Annotated in this window: 23 protein-coding genes; 22 read left to right on the top strand and 1 reads right to left on the bottom strand. The window is 34.8% G+C overall.

Annotation, left to right across the window (positions count from 1 at the left end; all coding sequences use genetic code 11):
* Positions 1–16 precede the first annotated feature (16 nt).
* Positions 17–397 (bottom strand): SA1362 family protein, encoded by a 381-nt coding sequence (locus BN1058_RS05115; protein ID WP_090853812.1) that lies wholly within the window; start codon positions 395–397, stop codon positions 17–19.
* A 179-nt stretch (positions 398–576) separates the two neighbouring features.
* Here BN1058_RS05115 and BN1058_RS05110 point away from each other — a divergent pair, with 179 nt between their 5' ends.
* The 22 genes from BN1058_RS05110 to argR all read left to right on the top strand — a co-directional run bounded on the left by BN1058_RS05110 (position 577) and on the right by argR (position 17,531).
* Positions 577–1,074 carry a YqhR family membrane protein gene (locus BN1058_RS05110; RefSeq protein WP_090853809.1) on the top strand — a complete coding sequence of 166 codons (498 nt, stop codon included), beginning with the start codon at positions 577–579 and terminating at the stop codon, positions 1,072–1,074.
* 133 nt (positions 1,075–1,207) lie between these two features.
* Positions 1,208–2,269 (top strand): M24 family metallopeptidase, encoded by a 1,062-nt coding sequence (locus BN1058_RS05105; protein ID WP_090853807.1) that lies wholly within the window; start codon positions 1,208–1,210, stop codon positions 2,267–2,269.
* Between the two features lie 50 nt (positions 2,270–2,319).
* Positions 2,320–2,877, top strand: coding sequence for an elongation factor P (gene efp / locus BN1058_RS05100; RefSeq protein WP_090853804.1), 558 nt, complete (start codon positions 2,320–2,322; stop codon positions 2,875–2,877).
* 154 nt (positions 2,878–3,031) lie between these two features.
* Entirely contained in the window at positions 3,032–4,033 is a 1,002-nt protein-coding gene (gene spoIIIAA / locus BN1058_RS05095; RefSeq protein WP_090853801.1) for a stage III sporulation protein AA, read from the top strand.
* Positions 3,957–4,469 (top strand): stage III sporulation protein SpoIIIAB, encoded by a 513-nt coding sequence (spoIIIAB, locus tag BN1058_RS05090; protein WP_090856001.1) that lies wholly within the window; start codon positions 3,957–3,959, stop codon positions 4,467–4,469. Before spoIIIAA ends, spoIIIAB begins: the two co-directional genes overlap by 77 nt.
* Positions 4,470–4,483: 14 nt before the next feature.
* Complete coding sequence (gene spoIIIAC / locus BN1058_RS05085) at positions 4,484–4,690, top strand: stage III sporulation protein AC (RefSeq protein ID WP_090853798.1); 207 nt, start codon at positions 4,484–4,486, stop codon at positions 4,688–4,690.
* Positions 4,691–4,697: 7 nt separating this feature from the next.
* Positions 4,698–5,087, top strand: a complete 390-nt coding sequence (gene spoIIIAD, locus BN1058_RS05080; RefSeq protein WP_090853795.1) for a stage III sporulation protein AD — start codon at positions 4,698–4,700, stop codon at positions 5,085–5,087.
* A 22-nt stretch (positions 5,088–5,109) separates the two neighbouring features.
* Positions 5,110–6,306, top strand: a complete 1,197-nt coding sequence (gene spoIIIAE, locus BN1058_RS05075) for a stage III sporulation protein AE (RefSeq protein ID WP_090853793.1) — start codon at positions 5,110–5,112, stop codon at positions 6,304–6,306.
* 20 nt (positions 6,307–6,326) lie between these two features.
* The gene (spoIIIAF, locus tag BN1058_RS05070; protein WP_090853790.1) at positions 6,327–6,932 is read left to right on the top strand and encodes a stage III sporulation protein AF; all 606 of its coding nucleotides are present in this window, start codon (positions 6,327–6,329) and stop codon (positions 6,930–6,932) included.
* A complete protein-coding gene (spoIIIAG, locus tag BN1058_RS05065) occupies positions 6,932–7,588 on the top strand; it encodes a stage III sporulation protein AG (protein WP_090853787.1) in 657 nt (218 codons plus the stop codon). Before spoIIIAF ends, spoIIIAG begins: the two co-directional genes overlap by 1 nt.
* A complete protein-coding gene (locus tag BN1058_RS05060) occupies positions 7,588–8,154 on the top strand; it encodes a SpoIIIAH-like family protein (RefSeq protein WP_090853784.1) in 567 nt (188 codons plus the stop codon). The genes spoIIIAG and BN1058_RS05060 overlap by 1 nt, the downstream gene beginning before the upstream one ends.
* A 252-nt stretch (positions 8,155–8,406) precedes the next feature.
* On the top strand, positions 8,407–8,889 hold the full coding sequence (accB, locus tag BN1058_RS05055) for an acetyl-CoA carboxylase biotin carboxyl carrier protein (protein WP_090853781.1): 483 nt from the start codon (positions 8,407–8,409) through the stop codon (positions 8,887–8,889).
* Positions 8,890–8,900: 11 nt separating this feature from the next.
* Positions 8,901–10,256 (top strand): acetyl-CoA carboxylase biotin carboxylase subunit, encoded by a 1,356-nt coding sequence (gene accC, locus BN1058_RS05050; RefSeq protein WP_090853777.1) that lies wholly within the window; start codon positions 8,901–8,903, stop codon positions 10,254–10,256.
* 45 nt (positions 10,257–10,301) lie between these two features.
* Positions 10,302–10,697 (top strand): Asp23/Gls24 family envelope stress response protein, encoded by a 396-nt coding sequence (locus tag BN1058_RS05045; RefSeq protein WP_090853774.1) that lies wholly within the window; start codon positions 10,302–10,304, stop codon positions 10,695–10,697.
* Between the two features lie 213 nt (positions 10,698–10,910).
* Complete coding sequence (nusB, locus tag BN1058_RS05040) at positions 10,911–11,291, top strand: transcription antitermination factor NusB (RefSeq protein ID WP_090853771.1); 381 nt, start codon at positions 10,911–10,913, stop codon at positions 11,289–11,291.
* 12 nt (positions 11,292–11,303) lie between these two features.
* Positions 11,304–12,161, top strand: a complete 858-nt coding sequence (gene folD / locus BN1058_RS05035) for a bifunctional methylenetetrahydrofolate dehydrogenase/methenyltetrahydrofolate cyclohydrolase FolD (protein ID WP_090853768.1) — start codon at positions 11,304–11,306, stop codon at positions 12,159–12,161.
* 9 nt (positions 12,162–12,170) lie between these two features.
* The gene (gene xseA / locus BN1058_RS05030) at positions 12,171–13,529 is read left to right on the top strand and encodes an exodeoxyribonuclease VII large subunit (RefSeq protein WP_090853765.1); all 1,359 of its coding nucleotides are present in this window, start codon (positions 12,171–12,173) and stop codon (positions 13,527–13,529) included.
* Positions 13,519–13,749, top strand: coding sequence for an exodeoxyribonuclease VII small subunit (xseB, locus tag BN1058_RS05025; protein ID WP_090853762.1), 231 nt, complete (start codon positions 13,519–13,521; stop codon positions 13,747–13,749). Before xseA ends, xseB begins: the two co-directional genes overlap by 11 nt.
* On the top strand, positions 13,750–14,634 hold the full coding sequence (locus BN1058_RS05020; protein WP_255306996.1) for a polyprenyl synthetase family protein: 885 nt from the start codon (positions 13,750–13,752) through the stop codon (positions 14,632–14,634).
* A gap of 685 nt (positions 14,635–15,319) precedes the next feature.
* Positions 15,320–15,904, top strand: a complete 585-nt coding sequence (locus BN1058_RS05015; RefSeq protein WP_090853759.1) for a hypothetical protein — start codon at positions 15,320–15,322, stop codon at positions 15,902–15,904.
* Positions 15,905–16,179: 275 nt separating this feature from the next.
* Positions 16,180–17,004 (top strand): TlyA family RNA methyltransferase, encoded by an 825-nt coding sequence (locus tag BN1058_RS05010; protein WP_090853756.1) that lies wholly within the window; start codon positions 16,180–16,182, stop codon positions 17,002–17,004.
* Between the two features lie 77 nt (positions 17,005–17,081).
* Positions 17,082–17,531 (top strand): transcriptional regulator AhrC/ArgR, encoded by a 450-nt coding sequence (argR, locus tag BN1058_RS05005; RefSeq protein ID WP_090853754.1) that lies wholly within the window; start codon positions 17,082–17,084, stop codon positions 17,529–17,531.
* Positions 17,532–17,565: the final 34 nt, after the last annotated feature.

The following is a 17,565-nucleotide window of genomic DNA, read 5'->3' as shown; positions in this document are numbered from 1 at the left end:
AAAGAAAGATCGTCTACTAGAATGTAGCACGATCTTTTCTTTTTGATTTTTTTCCATCAATCACTCGTAAATGAGGGATGTTTTTGTGATCACGATGTTTTTTTGTTAGGTTACTATGTTTACTTTGTTTGTTTTTAACTTGACTTATTGTAGTCATGTGTCTTTTTCTTTTCCTAGATTGTTTTACAGCTTTTTTGTATTTTTTTAGTTCAGTTGTATTTTTTCTTTTGAAAAAGAAAAAATAAACTACTCCATACAAAAGTACTGCTGTTCCAACTATCATTAAAATGGATGAAAAAAATGTCGCTGTGTTAGTCAATAATTGACTCGCCAATCCGATTACAGCCAGTGCAATGAGAAGATAAAACCATAAAGGGTGTTTTTTTTGTCCGAACATACGCCTCATCCTTCCTGTTTATTCATTCTAGTATGATTAAGTGAAAATGAGTTCAATCTATTCTTTAGTATAGCGTACTCTATGAATAATATACCAAATAATCTAGTTCGATCGAAATTTTAATTCTAAGCATATTTTTTCATTTTCCTGTTCATTCTATACGATAGAGGTGATAGATAATGGGAGCAAAAAAACAATTAGAGCAAAATAAGCGAGAACAACCTGTTTCTATAATGGCCAGAACATTGACAACGGGTTTCTTTGGTGGTGTATTTTGGAGTTTTATTGGGTGGATTGCAAGTTATTTTCATTTCACAAGTTTTTCCCCTGCTACATTTTTAATTCGATCTTGGTTAGATGCTGATTGGACCAATACTTGGTTAGCTAATGTCCTTTCTATATTAGGGATGGGAATAATCTCATTATTAGTAGCTATCGTTTATTACTTATTTTTAAGAAAAACAAGGGGATTGTTACCTAGTTTTCTATTTGGTCTATTATTATGGGGAGTTGTTTTCTATGCGTTGTTACCTATTTTTCCTAATATAAAACCTTTACCGCAATTAGATAGTGATACAATTGTTACAACCATCTGTTTATTCTTATTATATGGCATATTTATTGGATATTCCATATCATACGACTATTTAGATAGGGTTACCAAGAAAAATATCTAATGTATTACAATAGAATGAGCTTTTTAATCAAAAGCTAAAAAAGGAAAAATAAACAAATCCCGCTATTTGTGATAAACTTGTACAAGCATATAATAATAAAAATAATCAGTTTATTTACAATGGAGGGAAAGAGATGGGAAAAATTGAAAAACTCAGAGCTGTTTTAAATGAAAATAAGTTAGATGCTTTATTGATTACCAATCCGTTCAATCGAAGATATATGTCAGGTTTTACTGGCTCTGCTGGTGTGCTATTAATTACCGAAGAAAAAGAACGATTAATCACTGACTTTCGTTATACGCAACAAGCAAGTGATCAAGCACCATCGTTTGAAATTATTGAACATAAGCAACCTATTATTAAAGAAGTTGCTAGTCAATTAAGAACATTAGGTATCAAGCGCATTGGTTTTGAAAAATCAAATGTTACATATGCCATGTATGAGCAATATGAAAAAGAAGCGGAAGTGGAATGGATTCCTACAGAGGGAATGGTTGAAACAATTCGCCTGATAAAGACAGAAGATGAAATTAGCGTACTAAAAGAAGCTGCTAGAATAGCGGATGCTGCATTTGAGCATATTCTTACTGTCATTAAACCTGGTGTTACGGAAATAGAAATATCCAATGAGTTAGAATTTTATATGCGAAAGCAAGGTGCAACATCATCAAGTTTTGATATAATTGTTGCATCTGGTTATCGTTCTGCACTGCCACATGGTGTTGCGTCGAATAAAAAAATCGAAAATGGTGAGTTAGTAACAATGGATTTCGGAGCATTGTATGGTGGTTACTGCTCAGATATAACCCGTACGGTGGCGGTAGGAGAAATATCAGATCAATTAAAGGAAATCTATGATACTGTATTACAAGCGCAATTAAAGGGTGTTAATGGGATTAAAGCTGGTATGACTGGTAAAGAAGCAGATGCGTTAACAAGAGATTATATTACAGAAAAAGGATATGGTGAATATTTCGGACACTCAACTGGCCATGGTCTTGGTCTAGAAGTGCATGAGCAACCAGCACTTTCGTTTAAATCAAATCAATTTCTTGAAGAAGGCATGATTGTAACAGTTGAACCTGGTATATATGTTCCGAATATTGGTGGTTGTAGAATTGAAGATGACATTATTGTTAAGAAAGATGGTAATGAGAGGTTGAATCATTCACCAAAAGAACTTATTATATTATAAGGCATTAAAATGAATTTGGTTAGAAAAGAGAGAATCAGGGAGGAAATAACATGATTTCAGTTAATGATTTTAAGACTGGTCTGACAATCGAAGTGGATAACGGAATTTGGCAAGTGGTAGAATTTCAACATGTGAAGCCAGGAAAAGGTGCTGCCTTCGTTCGTTCTAAATTGCGTAATCTTCGTAATGGTAACATTCAAGAAAAAACATTCCGTGCAGGTGAAAAAGTAAATAAAGCGCACATTGAGAATCGTAAAATGCAATATTTATATGCTGCTGGTGATGTACATACTTTCATGGATACACAAACGTATGAGCAGTTAGAATTACAAACAAACCAAATTGAATATCAATTAAAATTTTTGAAAGAAAATATGGAAGTCAATATTATGACTTATCAAGGGGAAACAATCGGTGTAGACTTGCCGAATAACGTGGAACTAGAAGTAACAGAAACAGAACCGGGTATCAAAGGAGATACTGCAAGTGGCGGTACGAAACCGGCAACGTTAGAAACAGGTCTAATTGTGCAAGTGCCTTTCTTTATTAACGAAGGCGATGTGCTTTTAATTAATACAAGTGATGGTAAGTACGTATCAAGAGCATAAAATAAATAATACTTTGTTTGTGAAAAGAGTTGTCTATCTAATAGGCAACTCTTTTTTTGAATTTTAATATAGTTTTCGTTAGTCATTTCAGTCATAACAAATGCAGACAAGCATACAATGACTATAAAGAAGCACTAGAGAAGGAAGCGTTTAAATGATAGAAGAAATTATGTCATTATTCTCAGAACCATTAAAAAATAAACTGTCCAAGAAAATCGGTGATAGGTGGAGTGCTTTACAAGAAATACGCATTCGTATAAATCAACCAATTGAGATAATATTTGATAGCCATACCGAGTGGATGAATGATCTAATTGCAAACAAACAAGATGGTATTTTTTTAATCAATCAAATTTCTCAATTTTCTCTCTATCGAATGGAAGAAGAATTAAAGAAAGGTTATGTAACTATTCGGGGCGGCCATCGAATCGGATTAGCGGGTAAAGTAAATACAAGTTATGGCAAGGTGAAAGCTATAAAGGATATTACATTTTTTAATGTACGTATTGCTAAAGAAAAAATAGGTGTTGCCTCTCCTTATATCAAGTATCTATTTGATCAAGACTATTGTAATACGTTAATCATTGGCCCTCCCCAAACAGGAAAAACTACGTTATTACGAGATATGTCACGATTAATTAGTTCTGGTTGGAAACATGTTGCTCCTGTAAAAGTTGGTATTGTAGATGAACGCTCTGAATTATCTGGTTGCGTTGATGGCATTCCACAACATAATGTTGGTGATCGAACGGACGTGCTAGATGCATGTCCAAAAGCTGAAGGTGTGATGATGCTAATCCGTTCGATGTCACCCAATGTAATTGTTGTTGATGAGATCGGGAGTGAAGAAGATGTAATAGCAATTCAAGAAGCGTTACACGCTGGGGTGAAACTTATGTGTAGTGCACATGGTAGTTCATTAAATGATCTAAAAAAAAGAATATCGTTTCAACCCCTATTTAAATCAAAGATGTTTGACCGGTTCATTGTTTTAAAGAAAACAGCTAAGCCAGGTACTGTTTTTCAAATGCTAGATAGCGATGGTAATGATCTGATGAGAAAGCAGAGGTATGAAAAAAATGAAATGGATAGGGGCACTTCTATTAGTAATAGCAACAACATGGATTGGGTTCGAAATCGCATCTCAACTAAATAATCGGCCTAAACAAATCAGACAGTTAAAAAGTGCATTACAAACAATGGAAGCAGAAATTGTGTATAGTCATGCTCCTTTAATGGATGCATTTTGGCATATAGCCAATCAGAGCCCTGAGCCGATAGCAAATTTTTTTCGGACATTACATCAGGCATTAAAGAAGGGGACAAGCGAGTTAGCTATTTTATGGTCGAAATGTGTAGATCATTTAATTAGCCACAGTGCTTTAGGTTATGAAGAGAAGGAAGTATTGATTCAATTTGGAAAAACGTTAGGTCAACATGATATCACACAACAAAAAAAACACATTCAATTAGCACTAACACATCTAGACAGAATCTTAGAAGATGCTTTAGATGATCAACATCGTTACAGTAAGATGGTAAAAAGTCTAGGCTTTTTAGCAGGGTTGTTTATTGTCTTACTTCTAATTTAGAAAGGGGTATAACGATGTACCAAGATGCTTCTATTTTGTTTCAAATTGCTGGAATAGGTATTATTGTTGCTATGATTCACACGATTTTAAAACAAATGGGAAAAGAGGAGTATGCACAATTTGCTAGTATTGTAGGCTTTATCATTGTGCTTCTATTTGTGATAAATGGAATTTCTGATTTATTTCAAGAAATTAAGTCGGTATTTTTATATCAAGGATAGCTAGAACATGATGATTATACAAATAGTATCCATAGGGATTGTCGCTAGTCTATTAGTACTCTTAATAAAAGAACAGAAACCAACATTTGCATTATTTATTATTATATTTACTTCAATTATTATATTTTTTATTGTAATGGATTACGTTTCTGCTGTGTTTGAATTAATACGATCGATTAGTAGTCGCGCAAACATAAATGATACGTACCTTAATACCATTTTACAGATTATCGGTATTTCCTATGTTGCAGAATTCGGAGCGCATATTACAAGAGATGCAGGTTTATCATCAGTCGCTGCAAAAATAGAATTAGCAGGTAAACTATTTATTATTGTACTAGCGGTGCCAATTATATCAGCTGTAATTGAAACAATAATAGGATTTTTGCCGCAATAAGTAAAAAAAGCGGGGAACACGCATGGGTAGTTGGTTAAAAAAAATACTGATTTTAATCGTTATATGTGGCATTTATTTAATGGCAAATCAACTTGTATTTGCAGCTTCAAACGATTCGGCTGATACAGATCGGAATTTATCAAATAATCAATTATTGGAGGAAGTTTCTTTACAAGATACCAATGAATTCTGGGAAAACATAAAAACGGATTATGGGGCATATTTACCTGATTTACAAGGTGTTTCGCTTCGTCAATTCTTGCAAGATCAGAATATATTATCTATGAAAGATTGGTTTAAAGCGATAATTACTTATATCGGATACGAAATACTAGCCAGTGGAGAATTATTAGGCACACTTATTGTACTTTCGCTTTGTTCGATTGTATTACACATGATCCAAAATTCATTTGAATCTAGCACAGTTAGTAAGGTATCTGATTTGGTTGTCATCCTCGTTTTATTTGTATTGGCTATGCAAAGCTTTCAAGTTGCATCTTCCTATGTAACTGAAACAGTCATGCAAATGCGCGATTTTATGGTGGCTTTGTTACCGTTAATGCTAGGTTTAATGGCGTCATTTGGTAGTTTAACAGCTGTATCCTTTTTTCATCCAATTATTGTTTCCTGTATGCACATTACTGTATTGCTTATTAATTATTTAATTATACCTCTATTTTTTATTTCAGCTATATTACAGATGGTAAGTGCACTCAATGATTCATTTCAAGTAACAAAGTTAGCACAGCTATTGAAGAACACGGGATTAGCACTGTTGGGTATATTACTAACTATCTTTCTAAGTGTTGTTTCTGTACAAGGAGCTACATCTGCTATTCAAGACGGAGTAGCAATGAAAACAACGAAATTTGTTACTGGTAATTTCATCCCTGTAGTAGGGAAATTATTTACAGATGCTACGGACACGGTATTAAGTGCCTCTTTACTTTTGAAAAATGCTGTTGGCATCGTAGGTGTCATTATTTTAATTGTAATTGTCCTTTTCCCTGCAATAAAAATCTTTGTTATTTCTTTTATTTATAAAATATCAATCGCCATCATACAACCTCTAGGAAATGGTCCTGTTTTAAAGTGTTTAGATATTATGAGCAAACACATTTTATATTTATTTGCAGCATTGTTAACTGTTTCTCTCATGTTCTTTTTAATGATCGTGATTATAGTAATTGCTAGTAATATAACGCTAATGCTTCGATAGTGGAAAGGGCGTTTGCTATTATGGAATATTTTATTATGTGGATCACTCGACTGGTATTATTTTTGTTTCTAGTATTAATAGTTGAAATGTTATTACCTCAAACAGCGATGAGAAAATATGTACATATTGTTTTGTCATTTTTATTCTTACTGATGTTTTTACATCCACTTTTTCAATTATTTAATATGAATATAAATCAAGCTATATCACAATCTATCAATACTTTTGAACAGTCTTTAAATGAAAATCAATTAAAAAATCAAATTGAAAACAAGAAAATAGAAATACAAGCCTCCCAAGATGCATATGTTGAAGAAGAGCTGATTGTCCAAATGAAAAAACAAGTGGAAGAGGGGTTGATAGAAAATTATGGTATGGAAATATTAAATGTACAGTTTCGTTCCAATGAAAACATAACAGCGGATACATTAGCACAAGCATCTATTTATGTAGAGGTACAAGAAAACACGAAAAAAAGTGAAGTGAAAGAAGTTGTTATTGGTAACGAACATGCTCAAAATAATCAATCAAATGATGAAACCTTACAAGAAGTAAGTGACTATTTGGCAGAGCAATGGGAAGTTAAACCAGAGCAATTGGATGTTATCAAGAAGGGAGAAAAATAATGAATAATCCTTTCAAAAAAATTTTTTCAAAATTAAAGTTAAAAACGGAAGATGGATCTAAGCCAACAAAAACAGGGTACATCCTAATCATTGGATTAATTGGTGTCCTTGTTCTATTAGTAGGAAATATGTTTCAAAATCAGAGTGATCCACAGCAAAATGATCTAACCCAAAACCAACAGCTAATAGAAAGTAGAAATGAAGAAGCGACTTTTTCCCAAAAAAATAAAAAAACTTCTAATGTGGATGAAGTGGAGAAAGAATATGAAACAGAACTCCAAGCCTTGCTTGAAAAAATAGATGGTGTTTCTGGTGTAGAAGTAATGGTTACGTTAGAAGCTACGCAAGAACAAGTATATGAAAAAAATTTAATCATCGGAACACAGACAACGGAAGAAACAGATCAAAATGGTGGAGAGCGACATATAGAAGATGCAACAGAAGAACAACAAACAGTTATTGTTAGGCAAGGAGAGCAAGAAGTACCTTTATTAATTCAAACTAGAAGACCAGAAGTTAGAGGGGTTCTAGTCGTTGCAAAAGGTGTGGAGCACATGGAGATCAAACAATGGGTATCAGAAGCAGTGTCCCGCGTGTTAGATGTTCCAGTTCATCGAATATCAATTATGCCAAAAAATAATGGGGAGGAATCATAATGTTAAAAAAACAAACAGTTTGGTTGTTAACAATGTTAAGTCTTATGATTGTGTTAAGCGTGTATTACATGAATTCCAATGCTGATGGAGATTTTGCTTTTATTAATGAGGAAATAACAAATGAGGAAACGACAACTGGAAATGTTGATGAGGGTGCAGTGGAGAATGAATCCGAGGGTAATGTTGATATTGTCAATCAGAATACAGATGGTTCAGATGAGTTATTTACTATGATTCGTATGGATCTTGCAGAAACGAGAAGTAATCGGATGGAGCAATTAAGAGAAATTATAGCTTCTAGCTCAACCTCAACAGAAGAAAAGAATGAAGCCTATGATGAAATGGAAGAAATTGATCATATTTCTTCAAAGGAATTAATCATAGAAGAAACCTTGAAATCTGAAAATAATTATAGCGACGTACTTGTCAGAACAAAGGATAACAGTGTTATCGTTACAGTGAACGCTCAAGAGTTATCGGATGTGGAAGCAAACAATATTATGCAAATGGTTTATGATGAATTTGGAAGAGTAAATGTAGAAGTGAAGTTCAAACCTGAGGATTAGTACAAATAATTATTCCGATCAAAATAGGTTGTTCGCATTGGCGAATAGCCTATTTTTTTAATACAGAAACGTTTTATATTTCCTAGCAGTAATCGTTTTATGTTATGATTAATTTACTAACTATGTAAGTTTCTAAAATGAATAGTTGCAGTTTTAGCATTGATTTCGTAAAATGTTAAGAGGAAATATTAGTACCTGTTCTTAAATTTGCAAAAATGTATTTGCTATTCAATTATAAAAGAGGTGTTTATTATGTTAAAAATAGAAGAAATTAAATCTTTAATAGAAACAATTGATGCATCGTCCATTAACGAATTTACATATGAAGTAGATGGTGCAAAGGTAAAATTAAAAAAACAAGTGGAACAACAAGTTGTTCAACCGTCACAATCTACGCCGGTAAAACAGCCTGTAGTAGATCAAATTCAAGAAAATGTTTCCACAACGCAAGAGGTCAATGCGGTTCAAAATCAACCAATACAAGTAGCAGCAGGTGACTATGAAATCACTTCACCGATGGTAGGTACTTTTTATAGTTCATCTTCTCCTGATCAAGATGCGTTTGTTTCTGTGGGAGACAAAATAGGTCCAGATACAGTCGTATGTATTGTTGAAGCAATGAAGTTATTTAATGAGATTGAAGCAGAAGTAACAGGAGAAATTGTTGAGATACTTGTTGAGAATGGCGAGCTTGTAGAGTACGGTCAACCATTATTCCGAGTGAAGACGAAGTAAGGGGAGAGAACATGATTAAGAAACTTTTAGTTGCTAATCGTGGAGAAATTGCTGTTCGAATTATTCGCGCTTGTAAGGAAATGGGAATAGAAACGGTGGCAATTTATTCAGAAGCCGATGAGGAAGCTTTGCATGTTCAATTGGCAGATGAATCCTATTGTATTGGCCCGCGATTTAGTAAAGATAGTTATTTGAACTTTACCAATATTATGAGTGTCGCTACGTTAACTGAGGTGGATGCTATTCACCCGGGTTACGGGTTTTTATCAGAAAATGCTGACTTTGCAGAAATATGTGCACAGTGTAATATTACATTTGTAGGACCGAGTGCGTATGCCATTCAGAAAATGGGCACAAAAGATGTTGCAAGAGAAACAATGAAACAGGCAGGTGTACCAATTGTTCCTGGGTCCGAGGGGATTATAGAAAATGAAGAAGAAGCAATCCATATTGCAGAGGAAATTGGTTACCCGTTAATCATTAAAGCAACTGCTGGTGGTGGTGGAAAAGGAATCCGCATTGCCCGCAATGAGCAAGAATTGATTAAAGGTTTACGTGTTACACAACAAGAAGCAGAAAAAGCATTTGGTAATCCAGGTGTATATCTTGAAAAATTTATTGAAGATTTTTCCCATGTGGAAATCCAAGTATTGGCAGATAATCATGGGAATGTGATACATTTAGGGGAAAGAGATTGTTCCATTCAACGTCGTTTGCAAAAATTAATCGAAGAAACACCATCACCTGCTATTACAGACTCTATTCGTAAACAAATGGGAGAGGCAGCTGTTAAAGCAGCTAAAGCTGTAAATTATTCAGGAGCAGGAACAATAGAATTTATTTTTGACAAAGCAGAACAAAGCTTTTATTTCATGGAAATGAATACACGTATCCAAGTGGAGCATCCAGTTACTGAAATGGTTACTGGTGTAGATTTGATTAAAGAGCAAATTAAAGTTGCAAATAATGAACAATTATCTCTAACACAAGAAGAGGTAACTTTTCAGGGGTGGGCAATCGAATGCCGAATTAATGCTGAAGATCCTTGGAAAGATTTTATGCCATCTCCTGGAAAGATTCAAATGTATTTACCACCTGGTGGTTTAGGTGTACGCGTGGATTCAGCAGCTTATCCAGGTTATACGATTTCCCCGTATTATGATTCAATGATTGCTAAATTAATTACTTATGGATCAACACGAAAAGAAGCAATTGATCGAATGAAACGGGCTCTTAGTGAATTTGTGGTAGAAGGTATTTCGACTACTATTCCTTTTCATTATAAAATGATGGAACATCCAGTTTTTAATAATGGGGATTTTAATACAAAATTTCTTGAGAAATATACTATAATAGAAGAAGAATAAAATTAATTGTTATTCCCATTAAAAACTCAAAAGGAGTGAGCCTTAATGAGTGATTATCCAGTATTAAATGTAAGTGAAGATGTGAATTTGGGAAAAGTAGAAATTGCTCCGGTAGTAATTGAAGTAATCGCAGGTATTGCAACAAATGAAGTAGATGGCGTTTCCTCTACTCGCGGAAATTTCGCATCAGGTGTTGTGGAGAGATTCGGGAAAAAATCGCACGGTAAAGGAATTAAAGTTGAATTAACAGATACGGGTGTGAAGATCGACGTGTTTGTTGTATTAGATTATGGTAAGACAATTCCTACTGTAGCAAAGAAAATTCAAGAAAATATTAGGCAGGCCTTAAAAAACATGACGGCTCTTGAAATTGAAGAGATTAATGTTCACGTTGTTGGTGTACAGATGGAATTGAAAGAAGATACGAACGAAGAAGCGTAGATTCATTGGAAAGACCTTGAAAGAGAACTCCTCTCTGACAAGGTCTTTTCGTGTTTGATTAAATCAGACGTTTTCCACTGATTAGCGTCACATTTTACTATGTGAAAATGTGATTTTATTAAACAAGTATAGCTTTTTATGTTTGGATTCGTTATGATGTAGTTAAAAATATTAATAGCATATGATGTGTGAATATTAGCAAGGAGAATGAAAATGAATCGAAGGAATGCAAGGGAAAAGGCTTTTCAAATCCTTTTTTCAATAGATAATGAAAATTTTGATCCAAATGAATCAAAGGAACAATTACTAGATGAAGAAGCAGCATCTGATTTTTTAGATAGTCTTGTTTATGGTGTGTTTCAAAACAAAACAGAAGTTGATCAAAGGATATCAAACCACTTAGAAAAATGGAGTTTAAATCGATTGGCCACAGTAGAGAAAACATTATTAAGAATTGCCACATACGAAATGTTTTATGATATCGATACACCGCATGGAGTAGCTATCAATGAAGCGATTGAGTTGGCACATGTTTATGGGGATGAGAAATCAGGAAAGTTTATTAATGGTGTGTTATCAAAAATGATCAAATAGGGGGACGTATAAATGGGTGCAGAGATCATATACGGAAAAGAGTTGGCACAGGAGTTACGGTTAAACATGAAGCAAGAGGTTAGTAAGTTAAAGGAACAGGGGATTATCCCAAAATTAACTGTTATTTTAATTGGAGAGGATCCGGCTTCAAAATCATATGTCAAAGGCAAACAAAAGGCATCTGATTTCGTTGGTGTTGATGCTGATTTGATTGAGCTACCAAACGAAACATCAGAACAAACGTTGTTGGAATTAATTGATAAGCTTAATCAAGATCAAACCGTGAACGGTATATTAGTGCAACTGCCATTACCTAAACATATTGAAGAACAGACAATTATTGAAGCAATAGATCCAAGTAAAGATGTAGATGGATTTCATCCAATTAGTGTAGGAAGAATGCTAACAGGTAAAGATACATTTTTACCATGCACGCCTTTTGGGATTATTACTATGCTAAAATCGAAGGATATTACAATCGAAGGTAAACATGCGGTAATCGTTGGACGAAGTAATATTGTAGGGAAACCTGTTGGACAATTACTTTTAAATGAGAATGCAACGGTAACGTATTGCCATTCAAGAACAAACAACATGGATGAACTTATAAAAATGGCAGATATCTTAATTGTTGCTGTAGGGAAAGAAACATTTATACATGGTGATCAAATAAAAGAGGGCGCAATTGTTGTAGATGTTGGGGTTAACAGAAACGAAAGTGGCAAATTAGTTGGTGACGTTCACTTTGATTCTGCTAAAGAGAAAGCATCATATATTACCCCTGTTCCTGGTGGTGTTGGTCCAATGACAATTACCATGTTGCTACATAATACTATTCAGTCTGCAAAATCAGCACATGCAAAAGGGTAGTTGACAACTATGCAAGATAATTATCTAACTGTTACTGCACTGACTAGGTATATAAAACGGAAATTTGAATTGGATAAACATCTTAAAGAGGTATGGCTAAAAGGTGAAATATCAAATTTTAAACATCATAGTAGAGGGCATATGTATTTAACGATTAAAGATGATCATTCACGCGTAAATGCAGTGATGTTTGCTGGTAATAATCGTTCATTGAAGTTTATGCCTGAGAATGGCATGCAGGTCTTAATTAAAGGTCAGGTTAGTGTATATGAACCACAAGGACAGTACCAATTGTATATTCAAGAGATGGAGCCAGATGGAATTGGGGCCTTACATGTTGCGTTTGAACAGTTAAAAGAAAAACTACATAATGAAGGCCTGTTTGATCCATCTTTAAAAAAATCATTACCACCTTATCCGCAACATATTGGTATTGTAACTTCTCCAACAGGTGCAGCAGTTAGGGATATTTTAATAACAATCAAACGACGCTATCCAATTGCTGCTATCACTATTTTTCCAGCACTTGTTCAAGGAGAACATGCTCCAAGTTCTATTGTAGCAGCCATTAAACAAGCAAATGTTTGTGACGTTCCATTAGAACTTTTAATTGTTGGACGTGGAGGGGGCTCTATAGAAGAGTTGTGGGGTTTTAATGATGAGCGAGTCGCAAGAGCAATCGTTCATTCAAATTTACCAGTTATATCCGGGGTTGGACATGAAACGGATATAACCATTGCTGATTTTGTTGCTGATGTTCGGGCAGCTACACCAACAGGAGCGGCAGAATTAGCTGTTCCTTCAAAAGAAGATGTTGATCAAAAAATCACGAATCTAACACAAGCCATTAACCGATCTTTAGCTTATCGTATTGAAGAATTTGGTAATAAGCTGGAGCGATTACAAAAAAGTTATGCCTTTCGTTATCCTGCACAACTTATTAATCAAAAAGAGCAGGAGTTAGATAAACTGATTGATAAATTATCAAAAACTAGCTTAGATATAGTTAAAAATAAGCAGAATCAATTTGCCCAGAATTTTCTTCGTTTAAGAAATCAGCATCCTAACAAACAACTTGAAATTAATCAAAAAGATGTTACACAGTTATTAAAGCGACACAAGCGAGCGATGGATGGACTTCTTACGCATTACAAACAAGATTTTATAAGTAAGGTTGATAAACTAAACTTACTTAGTCCCCTTCATACGATGAAAAGAGGTTATTCCATTGCATATACGGAGCAAGGTTCTGTCATTCAATCAAATAGTGATGTGCAAGTGGGAGATAATATAGCGGTGAAACTTCAAGATGGAATGATTGATTGTCATGTGTATGGTATAGAGGAGGATGAAAAGAATGACGGATAAAGAATTGACTTTTGAAGAAGCGATGAACCAATTAGAAGAAATTGTTGAGAAGTTAGAAGAGGGAGAAGTCCCGTTAGAAAAGGCAATTCAATATTATCAAGAAGGTATGCGTTATTCAAAAATATGTAGTGATAAATTAACGAATTTTGAAAAACAAATGACGCAAATTATGAATGAGCAGGGGGAGACCGAGTCATTTGAGATGCAGGAGGATGAATAGGTGACACAGGATTTGGCAACATTTATCAACGATAAAGAAAAAATGATTACAGATGAACTAATTAATAAAGTTGCTGGATTATCGATTCCAGATCGATTAAAAGAATCCATGCTCTATTCCATCAAAGCGGGTGGAAAAAGACTTCGTCCATTATTAATGATAGCAAGCTGTGAAGCGTATGGTGGAACGGATCAGCAAGTATTAAATGCGGCTTTAGCTTTGGAAATGATTCATACATATTCGTTAATACATGATGACCTGCCGGCTATGGATAATGATGATTTAAGAAGGGGAATGCCAACTAATCATCGTGTTTTTGATGAGGCAACAGCTATCTTGGCTGGCGATGCTCTACTAACTTATAGCTTTGAACTTATTGCTTCAGATGAGCAATTAACAGAAACACAGAGATTATTCGTTTTAAAACGTTTGGCTGAGGTTAGTGGTCCCAAAGGAATGGTTGCTGGACAATCTCTTGATATGGAAGCAGAAAATAAAGAAATTGAACTGGAAGAATTAGAAACGATTCATCAATTAAAGACAGGACAACTACTTTATTTTGCGCTAGAAATTGGTGCGTATATCGGTGGAGCAAATAATGACCAATTACATGCAATAAAAGAATTTGCGGCATATCTTGGATTGATATTTCAAGTGCAGGACGATATATTAGATGTTACTGGTGATGCCGAACAAATAGGTAAACCAATTGGTAGTGATGAACTGAATTTAAAAAGCACGTATCCAAAGCTTTTAGGTTTGGAAGGTGCAATAAATAAGAAACAAGCGTATGTGACCAAAGCAAACGAGGCACTAATAGATGCCAATGTTGACTCAACTATACTTAAGCAGTTTTTAATATATGTAAGTGATAGAGAATCTTAACTTTTATGATTGAAAGAAATATAAATTTATGTTAACATTAAAATTACAATGGGAATGGTGCAGTATTCTAGTCGGTTCTCCGTTTCTGAAGGCGGGCCTAAAAATCCGCTAAAGGGCACATCGATGAAGTTCCTTGTGTCGGCTTGAGGCGCCCAGCCTTGGGTCGGTGCTGGGAGTTAAGGTTGCAGGGCGATCCACAAAGGCATGTGGGCGATGACCCTGCTTCCGCGGAGGCCCATCTCTGTGGTAAGTCTTAGCCAAAGCAATTACCATGGACTGGGGTATGAACCTACGTAATAGGAGCGAGGGAATCTTATTCGTAGCGTAGCCTGCCTTGAGTGGTGTTCGAGGGGATTGTAGTTGTAAATACAATACTAGGTGGCCACTGGTATTTGTGTTTTTATCTGCATGAAATCGGCACTGCAAAAGAGGCTAGGGAGCGGTTAAGAGCTGTTGAGGAAATCTCCTAGACTGTTCCAGAGGACGTTTAAAGGGGATTATAGTACGGACTAAGTGGCAATCCAGTCTAGCTGTTGGTAACAACGCTAAGATGCGTTTAAAGGGGAACCGCCAGAATGGCAACATTCGGTACGTATCTGGGAAAACCTACTGGACCTAAGCCGTAGTTTTTACCTTTTAGGCGACCATTCCACATACATATTTATTTATAATGAGGTATACATAAATGGCGAAATCAGAGTCGCAAATGAAAAAGTCGATAAAATTTAGTGTAAGTATTGCCGTTATCACATTTGTGTTAGCGGCTATTTTTTCAGTTATCTCATCTTCCATTCTTAGTGGTGTAGTCTGGATAGCTGGTTTATTTATTGTTCTAATAATCGTGCTGCTTGGTGTTATTTTTGATATGTTGGGTATTGCTGCAACAGCAGCAGACGAAGTTCCTTTTCATGCAATGGCAGCAGAGAAAATAGTTGGCTCCAAACAAGCAATCCAAATTGTAAGAAACGCTGATAAATTCGCTAGTTTTTGTAACGATGTAATTGGTGATATTTCAGGAGTTATCAGTGGTACTGCTTCAGCAATTGTTGTTCTTCAGGTAGCAAACGGGTTCGGTTATGAAGAAGGATCTACGTTGCAAATAACTATTTCTGTCATTATGACAAGCTTAGTGGCCGCTTTGACTGTAGGAGGAAAAGCATTAGGTAAATTTTTTGGGATACATTCTTCGACAAAAATCATCTTTTTTGCAGGAAAAGTAATTGCAATTATAGAAGATAAGCTTAAAATAAAGATTCTGGCAAAAAAATAGTTGCGTTGCAATATATAAACTGTGGCGTTTTTATATGAAATGATAAAGATCATTAAAGTTTTTTAATATATCCTTTTTAGTTTAGGGTATAGTATGTAAATAATGTAGCTTTTAAAAAATAATTGAATAATGATTAACCCAGCTTTATTGAAAGCATTTAGAGGCAAATTTGAATATGCAAAAGTAAAGCAGCTCAAATGAAGTAACGATGGCTGGTAGAATAGCCCATTTATCAATCAAAAATAATTTATAGATATTAAAAGAGGAATAAGTAAATGGTTAATAAAGTGAGATTAGATACGCTATTAGTGGAACGTGGACTAATTGAGACGAGAGAAAAAGCAAAACGGACGATTATGGCGGGTTTGGTTTTTTCTGAAGAGAATCGATTGGATAAACCAGGAATGAAAGTGAATTCCGATATATCAATAAAGGTAAAGGGAAAAGCAATTCCTTATGTAGGTAGAGGCGGATTAAAGTTAGAAAAGGCACTACAAATGTTTAATGTAAATATAAAAGAACGTGTGATGGTGGATATCGGATCATCAACCGGAGGATTTACTGATTGCGCGCTTCAGAACGGCGCATCAAGATGTTATGCGATTGATGTAGGTTATAATCAATTGGATTGGAAATTAAGGAATGACCCGCGTGTTGTGGTAATGGAAAGAACAAATTTCAGATATGCAACGAAAGAAATGTTTACATCCGGAATCCCTAATTTGGCTAGCATTGATGTTTCTTTTATTTCTTTGCAATTAATATTGCCTGTCTTACAGACAATATTGGCACCTGAAAGTGATATAATAGCTTTAATAAAGCCACAATTTGAAGCTGGCAGAGAGCAAGTTGGTAAGAAAGGGATTGTTAGAGATAAAAGAGTACACAAACAAGTGGTCAATAAAATTATTGCTATTGCTAAGGAAATGAATTATAAATTAGAGAACCTTACTTATTCACCAATTACTGGTGGAGATGGTAATATTGAATTCCTTGCCCACTTCACTTGGAATAAAAGTAATAGCATTGACTTAAGTGGTCTGGTACTTGAGAATCGTATTGATCAAGTAATAACCGAAGCACACAACACTCATGACTAGAATACAAATTAAATGAGCTGTGTATTTGCTACAGCTCTTTATTTGTATGTTTTCACAATACAGGAGGTTAAATGACGATGACAAAGGGGCAACGGCACATAAAGATACGTGAACTAATTACTGAAAATGATATAGAAACGCAAGATGAACTAGTAGAGGCATTACATGATTTGGGATATAATGTAACCCAAGCTACCGTTTCACGCGATATCAAAGAACTTCATTTAGTAAAAGTCCCCACGACTGATGGAAGATATAAGTATAGTTTACCCGCAGATCAGCGCTTTAATCCACTAGAAAAACTAAAAAGGCTCATGCGTGATGCGTTTGTTCGTATTGACCAAGCAAAAAATCTTTTAGTATTAAAAACACTACCAGGTAATGCAAATGCATTAGGAGCGCTTATTGATAATCTAGATTGGGAAGAAATACTAGGTACGATTTGTGGGGATGATACAATTCTTATTATCTGTAAAGACGAAGATCATGCTTTAAATAGTCATAATCGATTTTTAGATATGTTATAAAAAAGAAATCGAATGAAAATGTGAGGTGAAACAA

Source organism: Paraliobacillus sp. PM-2 (assembly GCF_001368815.1).
Classification (GTDB): Bacteria; Bacillota; Bacilli; order Bacillales; family Amphibacillaceae; genus Paraliobacillus.
Note: the sequence above shows the minus strand (reverse complement) of the source record. Positions and strands in the feature narration are given on the sequence as shown.